The organism is Burkholderia sp. FW306-1C-G01B, from assembly GCF_058781685.1.
This window is the reverse complement of the sequence record NZ_JBYSWZ010000005.1, coordinates 277,598-292,739: the sequence shown is the minus strand read 5'-3', so window position 1 is coordinate 292,739 and position 15,142 is coordinate 277,598. Positions and strand designations below refer to the sequence as shown.

10 protein-coding genes are annotated in these 15,142 nt (G+C 60.8%); 6 read left to right on the top strand and 4 right to left on the bottom strand.

All coding sequences use genetic code 11. From position 1 onward, the window contains the following. Positions 1-7: 7 nt before the first annotated feature. Positions 8-1,189 (bottom strand): polysaccharide biosynthesis/export family protein, encoded by a 1,182-nt coding sequence (locus tag AC3WLY_RS12945; protein WP_492308256.1) that lies wholly within the window; start codon positions 1,187-1,189, stop codon positions 8-10. A 542-nt stretch (positions 1,190-1,731) separates the two neighbouring features. Next, entirely contained in the window at positions 1,732-2,019 is a 288-nt protein-coding gene (locus AC3WLY_RS12940; protein ID WP_492308257.1) for a hypothetical protein, read from the bottom strand. Between the two features lie 534 nt (positions 2,020-2,553). Between AC3WLY_RS12940 and AC3WLY_RS12935 the strand changes: the two genes are divergently transcribed. The 4 genes from AC3WLY_RS12935 to AC3WLY_RS12920 all read left to right on the top strand — a co-directional run bounded on the left by AC3WLY_RS12935 (position 2,554) and on the right by AC3WLY_RS12920 (position 9,278). Continuing rightward, on the top strand, positions 2,554-4,869 hold the full coding sequence (locus AC3WLY_RS12935; protein ID WP_492308258.1) for a GNVR domain-containing protein: 2,316 nt from the start codon (positions 2,554-2,556) through the stop codon (positions 4,867-4,869). 128 nt (positions 4,870-4,997) lie between these two features. Beyond that, positions 4,998-6,449: a DUF6418 domain-containing protein gene (locus tag AC3WLY_RS12930; protein ID WP_492308259.1), complete on the top strand. Its 1,452-nt coding sequence runs from the start codon at positions 4,998-5,000 to the stop codon at positions 6,447-6,449. A 281-nt stretch (positions 6,450-6,730) separates the two neighbouring features. Beyond that, entirely contained in the window at positions 6,731-7,876 is a 1,146-nt protein-coding gene (locus AC3WLY_RS12925) for an acyltransferase family protein (protein ID WP_492308260.1), read from the top strand. A 118-nt stretch (positions 7,877-7,994) separates the two neighbouring features. Then, positions 7,995-9,278 (top strand): right-handed parallel beta-helix repeat-containing protein, encoded by a 1,284-nt coding sequence (locus AC3WLY_RS12920; RefSeq protein WP_492308261.1) that lies wholly within the window; start codon positions 7,995-7,997, stop codon positions 9,276-9,278. A gap of 54 nt (positions 9,279-9,332) precedes the next feature. Here the strand turns inward: AC3WLY_RS12920 and AC3WLY_RS12915 are convergent, their stop codons facing one another. Together AC3WLY_RS12915 and AC3WLY_RS12910 are read right to left on the bottom strand one after the other, a co-directional pair. Next, positions 9,333-10,913, bottom strand: a complete 1,581-nt coding sequence (locus tag AC3WLY_RS12915; protein WP_492308262.1) for a mannose-1-phosphate guanylyltransferase/mannose-6-phosphate isomerase — start codon at positions 10,911-10,913, stop codon at positions 9,333-9,335. Continuing rightward, positions 10,910-11,572: a GNAT family N-acetyltransferase gene (locus AC3WLY_RS12910; RefSeq protein WP_492308263.1), complete on the bottom strand. Its 663-nt coding sequence runs from the start codon at positions 11,570-11,572 to the stop codon at positions 10,910-10,912. Before AC3WLY_RS12910 ends, AC3WLY_RS12915 begins: the two co-directional genes overlap by 4 nt. A 216-nt stretch (positions 11,573-11,788) precedes the next feature. Here AC3WLY_RS12910 and AC3WLY_RS12905 point away from each other — a divergent pair, with 216 nt between their 5' ends. Together AC3WLY_RS12905 and AC3WLY_RS12900 are read left to right on the top strand one after the other, a co-directional pair. Further along, positions 11,789-13,012: a glycosyltransferase family 4 protein gene (locus AC3WLY_RS12905; RefSeq protein WP_244137196.1), complete on the top strand. Its 1,224-nt coding sequence runs from the start codon at positions 11,789-11,791 to the stop codon at positions 13,010-13,012. A gap of 697 nt (positions 13,013-13,709) precedes the next feature. Then, positions 13,710-15,101: a sigma-54 dependent transcriptional regulator gene (locus tag AC3WLY_RS12900; RefSeq protein ID WP_034179702.1), complete on the top strand. Its 1,392-nt coding sequence runs from the start codon at positions 13,710-13,712 to the stop codon at positions 15,099-15,101. The last annotated feature ends 41 nt before the right edge of the window (positions 15,102-15,142 follow it).

Genomic DNA, 15,142 nt, shown 5'->3' with positions numbered 1-15,142 from the left:
ATGCCGATTACTTGGTGACGAGCGCGCCGGTCAACCCCGCGCTGATCGCCGGCAGCAGCAGGTTCAGCACGCGGCTCGCGCGGACCAGCCCGGTGTTGTCGACATAGACGACGTCCTTCGACGCGAGCGGGAACTGATTCGCGAGCAGCATCGAAACAGGCGACTCCAAATCGAGGTGATAGATGACGGGTTCGCTGTCGGCGGCCTTGCGCAGCACGAATACCTGTTTGGCATTCGACGTCTGCTGGTTGAGCTGGCCGGCCTCCGAAAGCGCTTCACTCAGCGTGAGCGAGCCGTCGCGTAGCGGTGGCACGGCCTGCGGCTTGTTTACTTCGCCCATTACGTAGACGGGATTTTCGTCGCGAGCGCCTACGTGCAGCAGGTCGCCCGACTGCAGCATGATAGCGGCGGGGCTCTTGCCCGTTTTCATCATCTGCGCGACATTCACCGGATAGATCGTTCCATTGCGCGTGATGGTCACGCGGCTCTGATCCGCGGTCGGTGCAAAGCCACCGGCGCGATTGACCGCTTCGACCAGTGTCATCGGAATGTCGTTGACCGCCTGCGAACCGGGCGCGCGCACTTCGCCGTCTATATATATCTGCCCGGCGCGGAAAGATGCCACGCGAACGGTCACTTGCGGTTTGACAAACACCTTTTTGAGTTCGGCATCGAGTTCCCGCTGGACTTGTGCCGCAGTCTTCCCGGCGGCGTGGATCGGTCGAGTCACGTATGGAAACTGCACGTTACCGTCGCTATCGATAACGAAGCCAGGCGCCGCGTCGGACGACTTCGTGTTCTGCGTGGGCTGGCCGACAGCGGCAGCGAACTCCGGGTGATCCCATACCGTGATTTGCAATACGTCGCCCGGGCCAAGCTTGTAGCCATTCGGTTTGCCGAGCAGATTGCTCGGGATCGGCAACGCGGTTCGGCCTATCTGCTCCGCGCGAATCTGGTTGATCAGAGTCAGATCGATCTGCTTGAGCGGAACCTTCATGTCACTGGTCACGTCGCCGTTGTCGGCGGTCGTGACCGGTAATGCAGCGGGTTCTGCCATGTGCTGGCCGGGCGCAAATGCGCACGCGGAAAGCAGAGTGGAAATCGCCAGGGAGACCGCAGCGCACACTCGACGCACTGCATGTTTGTTCTTGCTCGGCACCAACGTGTCGAATAGCTGGTGGTTGTTCATGTCGTCATTCAGCATAGTTAAACAGGAAATATTTACGCGAAGTACCTTGACGTTCGCCATTGACCGGACCACCGCGGAGCGACATCACAAACGTTCGTTCGTGTTCGTGACATGATTGATTCCCTCCCGACGATCTTGCCGATTGCTCTCGTGCAACATCGGAATGCACTCCAGAATCAACGAAAACAACGATGCCGCGTGGAATGCTCGCCTGCGATCCATGTCTGGCTGTCATCGGTTCGGCTTGCCGTTTCGATCACCCGACCATCAAACGTCTTGACGTCATCGCATGCTGCCTGGAATTCCGGCCGACCCATGATCCGGGGGGAGGCGGAAAACCGGACAACCGTCGTCTGAAGCAGCCCGATCGCATGCGAGACGTGTGCAAGGCCGAGACTCGTTCCTGCATGGCTCACGTTGTACGACCCAGGGAAGGGGCGTGCGCATTAATGGACGGTTTCATAAAGACCGGAAGGGACTGTTAGCCTTGTCGGCGAGCTGTTAACGTTGATGTTCCGAGCGATGCGAGTCGAGGGGACGGGTCAAACAGTCATCGACGACGAATTGTGGACACGGATCGAACCGTTACTGCCGATGCGGTGTCCTTTGGACTGCGGCATGAACATACCGATCCATATCCAATGCAGGATCGGTGGCCGATCTGTCACAAGGCTGTCCTGTTCTATCTGCCGGCCTGCAGCCCGAAGCTCAACAAGATCGAGATAGCGTCGAGGCGATTCCAATATCGACGGCGAGGTTTCATCACCTGGACCACGGAAACCATCGATGCGGGTCCCGCCGACGCGCCGACCTGCCGACCAGGCCGGCATCGAATTTAAAACCAATTTCTTGTGAATATTTGCCGTGCCTTTGCGTACCGGAGCGTTTCATCTTTATATCCTCGCATCAATGATCCCGTGCCGTCTTGCTTGAAAAGAATTGTAAAAACGGCGGCGCAACACTGGATGAGCGATATGACATGGCGCGTCCACGTCATGTGTCTGACTTCGTCATCACGCCGCCGTATTGCCATAATCCACTCGCTAGCGAAACGGCACTCCTAACATAGCACGAGACGGGTTGGCAACCCAGTGATTCGATCCACCAGTGGCGCTTAATGTAAGCCATCGCACGTAGCACGCCGTGCGTTTATCGCATAGTGGTTCCGGTAACCAGAATCATTTGTTCGCAGGCTCACAGGGCAAGGGTTCGGTGGTGCGTTTTTGGGCGTGCCGCGGTTGTATACAGAGCAGGTGCCAGGGTGATGTGTCCCGGCACGAATAGTGCGGCATGCGTGACCAAAGTGACCAAACGCACGCACTGCGACAAGAAGCCTGTCAGGGCGGAAATTTTGGAGCTTGTGCATGGCATTGGATAGGCCTTCATCGAATGGGTATCGCGACGGAGCAGGAAGTGCTTCTCGCGATACATTTAGGCTTACGCTGGCCGAATTTCTGGAAAATGTGTTTGATCATCGACACGTCTTTCTTGCTGTTTTCCTGGGGTGTCTGCTGTTGGCGTTTATATATGCCATCGCAGCAACGCCGATGTATTCCGTTGACACGTTGATACGGGTTCAGGAAAACAAGCATAGTGCGCTGGGTTCGCTTTCGGAGATTTCAAATGCACTGGACATCGAAAACTCGGCGGTAGTCGGCGAAATCGATATCGCTCGCTCGCGCACGGTTGTCACCCAGGCGATCGAGGCGACCGTCGCGCAGGCTGATATTTCGGTCAGCAACCGGATTCCGCTTGTCGGCGCCTTGCTTGCTTCGATTTTGTCAAAAGACGCGGATGGTCTCGTCGTCCCGTTGTTCGATACGCCGTTCTGGGCATGGGGCGGTGAAAGAATCGAATTCAGGAAATTCGACGTTCCGGATGCTCAGATCGGCAAGAAGCTGGAGTTTGATTATCTCGAAGGCAACCGGTTCGTGTTGAAGGACAGTAACGGCCAGGAGGTGTTGACGGGGGTAATCGGCAAACCAAGCGCGGGTAACGGCTATCTGGTGGATGTATCGAGGATCGTGGCGCGCGTCGGTACGGAGTTTCGCGTGCGGCGTGTCCCCACGCCCGTGCGGCTTGACGCGATCCTGGAGAAATTGAGCGGGGCGGAAACGAAACGCCAGTCGGGCATCATGCAGTTGAGTCTCGAGGACCCCGATCCCGTGTTTGCTGCACGACTACTCAACGCCATCGCTGCGGCCTATCTGGACGCCAATGCAAGACGACGCTCCGAGGACGCCGAGCACAGTCTGGCGTTTCTCGAGACGCAATTACCGGCGGTGAAGGCGCGGCTGGAGCAGGCGGAGCAGGCGCTGAACGCGTTTCGTAACGCGCAAGGATCGATCGATTCGCAAGGCGATGTGAAACTGCTGATCGATCAGCTGGCGCTTGTCGAAAAGTCGCGGCTCGAAGCCAAGCTCGAATATCAGGACTTGTCGTCCAAGTATGTTGCCGGACAACCTCAGATCGCCGCCGTAGCCAACAAGCTGAAGACGCTCGATCAGCAGTCGGCCGAATTGAAAAGCAAAGTTGCGCACTTGCCGTCGCAGCAGCAGACCTATTTGCGCTTGGCGCGCGAAGTCGAGGTCAACAATCAGCTATATGTCGGTTTGCTGAACAACACGCAGCAGTTGCAGATTGCGAAAGCGGGCACGGTTGGCAATGCGTCCATCATCGACAAGGCTGACGTCAGCAACAAGCCGATTCGGCCGAAGCGTATGCTCGTGATCGTGCTCGGTGCGGCGATCGGACTGATACTGGGCGTTGCTGCGGCACAAGGCAGGGCGTTGCTTTTTCAGTACATTCGCGATCCGAAGCATCTGGAAGCGATGGCCGGCGTTCCGCTGCTTTGCGTTGTTCCGGCCTCGCCGCATCAGATCGAGGCTGACATGAGCAACAGGTCAGCGTTCGTCGCCGTGAGGGAGCACCCTGATACGCCGCTGGCCGAAGCGCTGGAAAATCTGACCTTGTTGTTGCGTTACAGGATGACCGCGGAGCGCGGCAAATCAAGGACCGTTCTGGTCACGTCTCCCGAGCCGGGGCAGGGCAAGTCGATGGTCTCCGCCAATCTTGCTCACCTGTTCTCGGAAAGTGGCTTCAAGACCTTGCTTGTGCGTGCCGATGTGAGCGAATCGAGCATTGAGCGATGCTTGTCGGTGAAATACGAGAAGGGTTTGTCGGATGTGTTGAACGGCTCACTCGATCTCGAGAGGGCGATTTGTCGCATCCGTGAAAATTTTGACGTACTGCCTGCCGGAAAACATGTCAAGCCGGCGCGGAATCTGTACGGAACCGAAAGACTGGAGGCGCTGATCACCTCACTGCGAGGCGAATACGACATGATCGTCGTGGATGCGCCATTGGCACGTCCGGTAGCAAGCGTCGCTATGTTGTCGAGGTTCGCTGACGTCACGTTGATGGTGGCCCGGCAAGGTTCGGTCAGCTACGCCGGCGTGGTGGAAGCGATCGAGAACTTGAACAAGGTTGGAGTGGATGTGGATGGCCTTGTTTTCAATGGATTTGAGCCTTCACCGTTTCGTTACGGCTATTACTCGAACGCGAGTCGACATGTGAAAGAAACCCGGAGGCAGGCAGATCCGGGCGATGTTGTATCCGATACGTTTTTGTTTAGGGCATGGGAGCGAGTAAGAAAGGAGCTGCTCAGAAACGTCGTGTGATATTGATTGGCGCGGAGCGTTACGGATGAGCAATTTGGCTGTAGTGGAAAGCAAACGTCAAGTCGATAGCGCGACGAATCTTATCGCGCGCGGTCAGCTCGCAGGTGCATGGTGCAGGTGCGTGACGGATGGAACGAATTTCGGGTTGCGGCATGATCGATAGGACGACGCGAGTGATCGGGTCCAACGGAGGTTCCATATCCGCAACCGGCATGATGGTATCGACGCTATTCACACTTGCGTTGCTGTTCAATGCGGTGATGCCGGCGCTCGGAATGAAGGAATCGAGCGCCTTGTGCACATTGCTATTGGCGACCTTGGGACTCGTCGGTCTGGTCAAATCTCGTCCCGTGTTTGCAGTGTCGATGCTCTACGTGCTGGCGATCGGAATGACCGCATTCCTTGCAGGTGTGGGGTTGGAGGCCGGCGGGTATCTTACGGAAGTCGACGTATCCGGTGAAGCGACCGGCGCGTTTAGCCGGCTCCTTTCGTTCTATCTGATCTTTGTCGTCTGTGCGCTCGTTGCCTTTGGGAGGTTTTTGGACGAACGCCCGGCGCATGAGTCGATCAGGGCACGGATAACGTTGCAACCGATAAGCATTGTGACGGGGTTCGGGCTCGCAGCAACGATTATCGCTATTGGTGTGATCGCGGGTCTGACGTCAGGATTCTCGTTATTTTCCGGCATCAATAGGTACGCGCTGCGTAATGATGCCTCGAACGGGATGATGTTCAACCTGTTCCTGAACAACCAGGCCTTCATGGGTTTTTTGCTGGGCACCATCGCCACCAGTTCCGATAAACGCATCCGGGGAGCAGCGATCTTAACGATGGCTGTCGACCTGGCGCTTAATGTGATGCATGGCGAACAGTTCATGGCGGTGCTACACATCGGACTGTGCTCGCTGGCTCCGTTTATTGCGATTCATGCGATAAACGGCAAGCCAGTTGTTCGTTATCTGGGTATCGGTGCGGGATTGGCGCTATTGCTTGGTGCCGTTTCCATTGTCTACTCCTACAGGGGGCAGGGGCTTGAAGTAGCCGATATGCTCTCTTCGCGCTTCCTGCTACAGGCTCAACCGTGGTACGTGGTGGACAGCGATGCACATCTGTTCACGGCGCCGACGCTGGGTGGCGAGGGCGCATTTTGGCGTTTCGTGAACTCTCTCGGTTCCTGGACAATGCCAACCTTTTTCGACGGTACCGAACCGAGTGGCTTGCGCGACTTGATGAAGTCGTATACCGAGCCCAACGTGCTCAGAGCCTACATGTTCGACGACGTAACCTTCACGATGGGAAACATGGCAGTGCCCGTATATTGGTTTGGTTATGCCGGGGGGGCGCTCTTTGTTGCGATGACCGGCGTGGTGTACGGTGCGCTGGGTGCGCTGCAGATTCTGGTTGCGATGCGTGGTGGGGTCGTGATGCTATGGCTGATGGCGAAGGTCTTTTCATATGCAACCTTCGCCGTTCAGCAAGGTGAGTATTGGATGATGTTCGGTTCGCGGACAGATTTTTATGCATTGCTCGCGCTCGCTTGGTGGTATTGGGTCGATGCGAAAAAATCAAACCTGAATTGAAGCCGGCGAGGCAATATTGAATTATCTCGTCGAGCTTGCGTTTTCGTCGTTGGCAGGTGTGGGCTATGAAATAAATTATCGAAACACGCACGATCATCGCGAGCGATCACTTGTTTGAGAACACGAGAAGCGCTCCTCTGTTCCGTAAATTTGCGCTTGCGGGGTGATGTGGTTTGATTGGTTTTATTGAAATCGCGATGTGATTGTGAGAAGGGTGATTGTCATGGTTGCATTTTTGATCGAATATTTTTGATTGGCCTTGGGTTTCAAACATTTCAGTCATGTCGAAGGCAAAGAGTTCGGAGCGGTTTCACCATATCGATGCCATGCGCGCCGTTGCGGTGATACTCGTCATATGGACGCACTATGCTGAACGGTTCGTTCCCCTTGCAGGCTCCCAGTATGTGCTTGACACACTGCAACGCTCCGTGAATTTCGGGAGAATCGGTGTGGTAATTTTCTTCGCAATTAGCGGAATGCTGATTCCTACCAGTCTGCACGGTGAGATTGGTGCGGGGGCAAAGCGGTTCCTCATTCGGAGATTCTTTCGACTATATCCTGCATATTGGTTGGCTCTTCCTGCTGGATATTTTGTTCATTGGTACTTGTTCGATAAAGAAATGGACATTCATGGCTTTCTGGCAAATGTGACCATGATTCCGGTTGCATTTGGTGAAAGCCTGATCTTGCCGCATGGCTGGACGCTGGAGACGGAGCTGTACTTCTACGGATTGTGTCTGATTTTGTTCTGGTGCGGTGCACTTCATCGGATGCTACATTTGTGTCTTGTCACTATCGGGTTATGCGGACTGTTTGTGCTAACTCTCGAATTGAAACTCTTTCCGGCCGATCTTCTTAGCCAGTACAAGACCATGCCGTATCATCTTGGAATCATGTTTTGGGGCGCCTGCTTTCGCCAGGCGTACGAGACTCCTTCTCAATTGGCACGTATTGGATGGGCAAGAAGCGGTGCGCTGTCCAATATATCTATAACGTACAGATCTGCGCTAGCCTATGTGACGATACCGGTTGTCGGTGTTGCGCTTGTTGGGGCCATCAGTGATTGGCGACATCACAACATGTTTCACCTGCCGATTTCGCTCGCTTACATGATTGGTATTGCGACATTCGCGATACTGGCAACCTTGCTGAAGCTTCGTATCCGCATGCTTTCATGGCTTGGCAAGATCAGTTACTCGGTCTACCTGTTGCACAGTCTTCCGCTTTTCGTGACATTCTGGTTGTGTCAGCGCTTTCATATCGTTGGATGGCCTCTCGGTCTTTACATGATCGTACCTATCGTGCCTTTGATTCCATTGTCATGGGCCGGCTATCGATTGTGTGAAGCTCCATTTGTGAAGCTTGCGCGTACGCTCACTTCGCGTCGAGGAAGTGGTGTGTTGGCGTCTGGTGATGCGAATGGTTGATCCGTTTGCCGGAGTTCCCGGGATTTCGTGGAGAGGGGCAATGTCGCTTCCCGAGCATGCGGCGGTTCGAGCGCGTGTATTGCGCGTGCGCCGGGTTGTTCCAGGGAAATGATTCGATATGCTGAGATCACGGTATCCGTCTCGCGTATGCACCGTGATCGCCGGCATGATCATGGCTGGCGGGTTATCGTGGCCGGGGTTCGCCGTGGCTGTTGCCGGGGCGCCCGAACCGGGTGCGCTTCATGCGTACGTACCGGATGCGTTCGTTCATCCTGCCTCGGACGCAGCCGATCAGGCGGATGAGCTGCAACGCGCGCTGGACGCGCTGCAGTCGGGCCAGCGGCTGGTGTTCGCGCCAGGGCGGTATGTCGTCGGCCGTTCGCTGGTCGTGCGGCAGCCGCATGTCGTGCTGTCGGGTTTCGGCGCGACGCTGATTGCGACCGTCCCCGGCGACCAGACGATCGAGATGCGGGGCGACGGTACGACGCTCGTTGGATTTCAGATCATGGGGACCGGCACGACGCGTCTCGCGACACCGGAGTCGACCAAGGTCGAGGTGACGGGGCACGACGTGCAAGTGCTCGACAACGTCATCGACGGCGGCGCCAGCGCGGGCATATTCGTGTTTGGTGGAGCGGATGTCGCGATTGTCGGCAACAAGGTGCTGTCGACCCTCGCGGACGGCATTCACATGACGCGCGGCGCGCGCAATGTGCTGGTCAAGGGCAATGTCGTGCGCGGTACCGGCGACGATATGATTGCCGTGGTGAGCTACCGGGACGACGACGTGCTGAGCCGCAACGTGCTGATCACCGGCAACTCGCTGGACGGCAACACGTGGGGGCGCGGGATCACGGTGGTCGGCGGCGCGGACGTGACGATCTCGAACAACGTCGTGCGCGACGTGCAGGTGAGCGCGGGCATTCTCGTCGCGCAGGAGGACAGCTTCCGGACCTACGGCGCGTCCGGCGTGCTGGTCGAGAACAACGAGATCTCGGATATCCAGACCGCCACCGCGCGCACCGATCCGCGCCCGCTGACGCAGCAGGCCGCGATCGACGTCAGTACATGGTCGGGCTCGGTGACGCGCGTGGTCGTGGTCGGCAACCGCGTTTCGCGCGCGCGGTTCGCCGGCATTCGCGTATGGGGAAACGTGTCGCAATACCGGATCGCGGATAACCGGTTGTCCGCGATCGGCGGGATGCCGGTGCAGGTGGGCGGTGGCGGAGGAGGCTGTGCCGCGGGCCACCCGAATGCAGGAGGATCGAAGGTGGGGCAGTGCGGGGCGGCGGTCGTACAGCCGCTCGCGACAGGCGTGGCGGTGGGCGCGGACACGTCGCAGTTGCCGCGCGTGCGCAAATCGCTGAGGCAGGCACGCTGGTCGCAGCGCGGCATCGATTGACGACACCATGTGCGCGCCGGCGTGCACGGCCTGCACTTACCGCGCTTACCGCGCTTACCGCACGACGTCTCCTTCGACGGCCCGCTCATGCGGTTCCCGCGAAGCGGGCGGCACCGCACGTGTTTCCGGCAGCGCGTCGACGACCGCGCGCCCATACTGATCCTCGAAGCGCACGATATCGTCTTCGCCGAGATAGTTGCCCGATTGCACCTCGATGATCTCGAGCGGAATCCGGCCGGGATTCTCGAGGCGATGCACCTCGCCGACGGCGATGTACGTCGATTCGTTCTCGCTGAGCAGGAACGTCTCGGTGCCGCGCGTCACCTTCGCGATGCCGCGCACGACGATCCAGTGTTCGGCGCGGTGATAGTGCATCTGCAGCGACAGCCGCTTGCCCGGTTCGACGACGATCCGCTTCACCTGGAACCGTTCGCCGAGATCGATCGAATCGTAGTGCCCCCACGGACGCTGAACCTTGCGGTGCTCGCTCGCCTGCGGACGCCGGTCGCTCTTCAGGCGCGCGACGATGTTCTTCACGCGCTGCACGTCGTGCTTGTTTGCGACCAGCACCGCATCGGGCGTTTCGATCACGACGACGTCCTTCATCCCGACGCATGCGATGAGCCGCCCCTCCGAGCGCACGAAGCTGTCCTGCGTGTCCTCGAACACGATCGGCCCGCGCGCGACGTTGCCCTGATCGTCCTTCGGCATGATTTCCCAGATCGCATCCCATGTGCCGACGTCCGACCAGCCGGCCGCGAGCGGCACCACGATCCCTTCGATGCCGAGCTCGCTGCTTTCGGCGAGGCGCTCCATGACCGCGTAGTCGATCGAGTCGGACGGGCAGGCGTCGAACGCCGCCGCGTCGATCCGGAAGAACGGATCCTCGGCGACGCCCGCGCGCCACGCCGCTTCGCAGGCTGCATGGATCGCGGGCGCCAGTGTGCGGATCGCCTTTAGCCAGACCGACGCGCGCGTGACGAAAATCCCGCTGTTCCACCAGTAGTCGCCCGACTGCAGGTAGCGTTCGGCGAGCGTCGCGTCGGGTTTCTCGACGAAGCGCCCGATGGAATAGCCGCCTTGTCCGCCGTGGCGGCCGGTGCGCGGCTCGCCGACCTGGATATAGCCGTAGCCCGTTTCCGCGCGGCGCGGCAGCACGCCGAGCGTGACGATCGCGCCTTCCTGCGCGTAACGCGCCGCGCGAGCGATGGTGTCCTGGAATGCGCCGACATCGGCGATCACGTGATCGGCCGGCATCACCGCGAGCACGGGATCGTCCGCGAGCGCGCTCGCGTCGAGCGCGGCGAGCGTGAGCGCCGGTGCCGTGTTGCGAGCGGCCGGCTCGAGCAGGATGCGCGCCGGCGCCGCACGGTCGACCACTTGCGCGGCACTCATGATGCGATGCTGTTCGCCGCACACCAGCAGCAGCGTGTCGCCGAGCGACGCGTTCGTGATGCCGTTCAGGCGGCGCGCCGTCGCCGACAGCGGCGATTCGTTCGAGGTCAGCTCGATCAGTTGCTTCGGATACTGCTCGCGCGACAGCGGCCAGAGGCGCGTGCCCGAGCCGCCGGCAAGGATGACCGGCAGGATGCGCGGAAGGCCGGGTTCGGGAACCGGGCGGAGGGTGCGGGTCATCGATTGGCTCCGGTATCGGCGGGCAGCCGGTTGTGCGCGCGGCCGTCGGCGAGCACGTCTTTGTTTCGGGGCCGGGGCGTCGAAACGGCCCGGGACAGCAGTTGACGCAGCGCACCGGCGGCGTGATCGGCCGGCCGGATCATGCCGACGAACGGCGCGCCCTGTTCGAGATACGGGCCGTACGCCTTGCGGAATCCGAAGCGTTTGTAGAACGCCTGGCGCGGCGCGGGAACGTGCGTGCGGAGCGCGGCGTCTGGCCACGCGGCCAGCGCGGCGGTCAGCGCGCGTTCGATCAGGCGTTCGAGCGTATCGCCGTCGCGACACGCCTCGCTTGTCAGTACCTTGTCGATCACGACATCCGGATCGATGTCGTCGCCGGGCAGGATGCGCGCGTAGGCCGCGACTTCCGCCGTGTCGCCGTTGCGCACGCTTGCATACACGTGCAGCGCGCCGGCGTCCTTGCCGTCGATGTCGAGATGCGTGTGTGCGTCCTCGACCACCAGCACGGCGTTGCGCGCGCGCAGGATTGCATAGAGATCGACGGCGCTCAAATGTTCGAATTCACAACAATGCCATTCCATGATGCGGTCCTCGCGTGAAGCCTTCAGCACGCTGTACCGCACGGACGCGTTCGTTCCGTGCAGTGCGGCAATGGTCATGATGCGGATGCCGCGTGCGCCGGTCTGTTCGAAAGCGCACTCACGCCGTGGTTTCGCGCGGCCGGCGTGCTGCACGGCAATGCGCACGCCGACAGCGGCGCAATGTGCGGTAGCACACATCGGCCGTGCCGGGGCTTTCCGATAATTGGCACGTCACGGTGGCCGCACTGCGCGGTCTGCCGACATCGAACGTGAATGAAGAACCGGGGGCAGTACTTGAAGATTGCGATCGTTCACGACTGGCTGGTCGTGCCTGGCGGCGCCGAACGCGTGCTGGCGCACATGATCGACTGCTTTCCGCAGGCCGATATCTACAGCCTCGTCGATTTCCTCGAGGATCGGGACTGCCTGCGCGGTCGGGCGGTGCGCACGTCCTTCATCCAGACGCTGCCGTTCGCGCGCAAGCGCTACCGCAGTTATCTGCCGTTGTTTCCGCTCGCGATCGAACAGTTCGACCTGTCTGAATACGACATCGTGCTGTCGAGCTCGTACGCGGTCGCGAAGGGCGTGCTGAGCGGCCCGGACCAGTTCCACGCCAGCTACGTGCATTCCCCGGTGCGCTACGCGTGGGATCTGCAGCACCAGTACCTGAACGAGGCGGGGCTCGCGCGCGGGCCGAAATCGGCGATCGCGCGGGCGCTGCTGCATTACATCCGCAACTGGGATGCGCGCTCGGCGAACGGCGTCGATCGCGTGGCCGCGAATTCGCACTTCATCGCGCGCCGCATCCGCAAGACCTACCGGCGCGAGGCGACGGTGATCTATCCGCCGGTCGACGTCGACCATCTGTCGCTGCGCACGGACAAGGACGCGTTCTACCTGACCGCGTCGCGGCTCGTGCCGTACAAGCGGATCGACCTGATCGTCGACGCGTTTTCGCGTACGCCGGAGCGCCGTCTCGTCGTGATCGGCGACGGGCCTGAAATGGCGAAGATCCGCGCGCTTGCCGGGCCGAACGTCACGCTGCTCGGCTATCAGCCGTTCGATGTGCTGCACGACCACCTGCAGCGCGCACGCGCGTTCGTGTTCGCGGCGGAAGAGGATTTCGGCATTTCGCCGGTCGAGGCGCAGGCGTGCGGCACGCCCGTGATCGCTTACGGGAAGGGCGGCGTGCGCGAGTCGGTGCGCGCGTGGCCGTGCGCCGGTGCGACGGGCCTGTTCTACCGCGCGCAGACGGTCGACGCGCTGGTCGACGCGCTAGCCCGCTTCGAAGCACTGCCGCGCGGTTCGTTCGATCCGCACGCGTGCCGCGCAAATGCCGAATGCTTCGGCTCGGCGCGTTTCCGGGGCGAGCTCACGCGCTTCGTGATGGATGGCTATGCTGCATTGCAGGAGGAGATGGCCGGCACCGCCGGTTTCACGCCGGGCGACGGCGTTTCGGCCCGTGGCAACCTGCACGATCGGCAGGCCCGGCAACGCGAGGCGGCACTGCGGACCTGACCGGCGGCGCTGGCGTTTGGTTACGGCGCTGTAACGGACGACCCGGGCGCGTGCGTTCGCCGTGCGGTGCCGACGGGGCATGCGCGCGGCGATTATCGACTCGCCGAGCGGGACGTCCGGATTTATTCCGGGATTTCGGAGAAAATCGCGGGCAATGGACGTAGCGATCTTGCCGAAAAGTGGGATTTGCCACTGATTGACGGGAATAGTCATAGATAATCAAATTTCAGTGGTTAAAGGTGTGTTGTGCGGGCCGACCGGTGGCGTAATGGGCTGAATCATGTTTATCTTTTGGTAACACGGCCATCTCGAAACGGGGTGTAGATTCACGAACGGATGAAATACGGCGGTCATTCCGGGAGCGGGTTGGCGGCCATCCGGTTCGGCATCGGGCGCGACTGGCGACTGTCGTGTACGACGCAACGCACCTGCGGACGGATTTCCCGTTTGCCGACGTGCGCCGCCTGACGGCGCGTCGCATCAAAGCCGGAACGTCGTGGCTCCCGCGGCCGCGCGTTCCCTTCGAGTTCGATGACAACGAGGCCGGATGACATCCGGCTCGACCTCCGGGGGCTCTCGCCGTGTGCAGTTTCGATCTTCGCCAAAGCTGCAGAAACGCAGCGCGGACAGGCAGCCATGTGCCGCCGGCCGCAGCGCACGCGAACGGTTCGCGGAGTGGAGAAAATGATGGTTCGTTATGAATATGCCAATAACGCGCGATAAGAGCGCCGGCGGGGGAAGCGGTAACGGGCAGCGTCCGCTGATTTACTGGACGCAGTCGCCGTCCGTCATGCTGCGAAAGGAACTGGCCCGACGCGACTGGAAGGTGTCGATCGTCGAGCATGCGAACGAGCTGCGCAATACGCCCGGCGAAATCACCTGCGGCATTCTCGACCTGAGCGGCGGCCATGCCGATGCGATCGGCAGCATCGCGTCGACCTGTGCATCGATGCGCGACGTCGTGTGGGTCGCGCTCGTCGACGTCGGCCAGACCGCTTCCCCGAACGTGCGCGCGCTGTTGCGCGACTATTGCTTCGATTACGTCACGTTGCCCGCGTCGCACCAGCGGATCGCCGATACGGTCGGCCATGCATACGGCATGGAATGCCTGTTCGCGCGCGACCGCGAACAGCTCGAATCGGACGAGAAAGGCATCGTCGGCACCTGCAGCGCGATGCTGCGGCTGTTCGACACGGTGCGGCGCTTCGCGCGCACCGACGCACCGGTGTTCGTGTTCGGCGAAACGGGTACCGGCAAGGAGCTGACGGCCGTCGCGATCCATCGTCATTCGGAGCGGCGCAACGGCCCGTTCGTCGCGGTCAACTGCGGCGCGATTCCGCCGCATCTGCTGCAATCGGAGCTGTTCGGTTATGAGCGCGGCGCGTTTACCGGCGCGAACGCGCGCAAGATCGGCTATGTCGAGGCCGCGAACGGCGGCACGCTGCTGCTCGACGAGATCGGCGACCTGCCGCACGAGAGCCAGGCGAGCCTGCTGCGTTTTCTGCAGGAGCGCTCGATCCATCGCCTCGGCGGCAGCGATCCGGTGCCGGTCGATGTCAGGATCGTATCGGCGACGCACGTCGACCTGCGCGGCGCGATGGAGGAAGGGCGGTTTCGCGCGGACCTGTTCCACCGCCTGTGCGTGATGCGCATCGACCAGCCGCCGCTGCGCGCGCGCGGCAAGGACATCGAACTGCTCGCGCACCACATGCTCGAACGCTTCCGCGGCGATGCGCGTCATCGCGTGCGCGGCTTCTCGACGGACGCGATCACCGCACTCTACAAGCACGACTGGCCCGGCAATGTCCGCGAACTGATCAACCGCGTGCGCCGCGCGGTCGTGATGACGGAAGGGCGCCTGATCACCGCGCGGGATCTCGAGCTCGAATACTGTCTCGATGCGGCGTCGCCGTCCGTGGCCGACATCCGCAAGTCGATCGAGCGCGAGGCGATCGAAACCGCGTTGCTGCGCACGCGCGGGCGCGTCGCGGCTTCGGCGCGCGAGCTTGGCGTGTCGCGCGCGACGCTGTATCGCTGGATGGAAGCGTACGGGATCGAGCGGCCGCGCGGCACGGGCTCGTCCGACTGACGTTCGAATTGCGACGCTCGCGGCGCATGGCGCATGCGAGC

Excerpts from the sequence above, each read along its gene's own strand:
- AC3WLY_RS12910 (WP_492308263.1), bottom strand. The coding sequence starts at position 11,572 with ATGACCATTGCCGCACTGCACGGAACGAACGCGTCCGTGCGGTACAGC.
- AC3WLY_RS12940 (WP_492308257.1), bottom strand. The coding sequence starts at position 2,019 with ATGCCGGCCTGGTCGGCAGGTCGGCGCGTCGGCGGGACCCGCATCGAT.
- AC3WLY_RS12900 (WP_034179702.1), top strand. The coding sequence starts at position 13,710 with ATGAATATGCCAATAACGCGCGATAAGAGCGCCGGCGGGGGAAGCGGT.
- AC3WLY_RS12915 (WP_492308262.1), bottom strand. The coding sequence starts at position 10,913 with ATGACCCGCACCCTCCGCCCGGTTCCCGAACCCGGCCTTCCGCGCATC.
- AC3WLY_RS12925 (WP_492308260.1), top strand. The coding sequence starts at position 6,731 with ATGTCGAAGGCAAAGAGTTCGGAGCGGTTTCACCATATCGATGCCATG.
- AC3WLY_RS12930 (WP_492308259.1), top strand. The coding sequence starts at position 4,998 with ATGGAACGAATTTCGGGTTGCGGCATGATCGATAGGACGACGCGAGTG.
- AC3WLY_RS12935 (WP_492308258.1), top strand. The coding sequence starts at position 2,554 with ATGGCATTGGATAGGCCTTCATCGAATGGGTATCGCGACGGAGCAGGA.
- AC3WLY_RS12920 (WP_492308261.1), top strand. The coding sequence starts at position 7,995 with ATGCTGAGATCACGGTATCCGTCTCGCGTATGCACCGTGATCGCCGGC.
- AC3WLY_RS12945 (WP_492308256.1), bottom strand. The coding sequence starts at position 1,189 with ATGAACAACCACCAGCTATTCGACACGTTGGTGCCGAGCAAGAACAAA.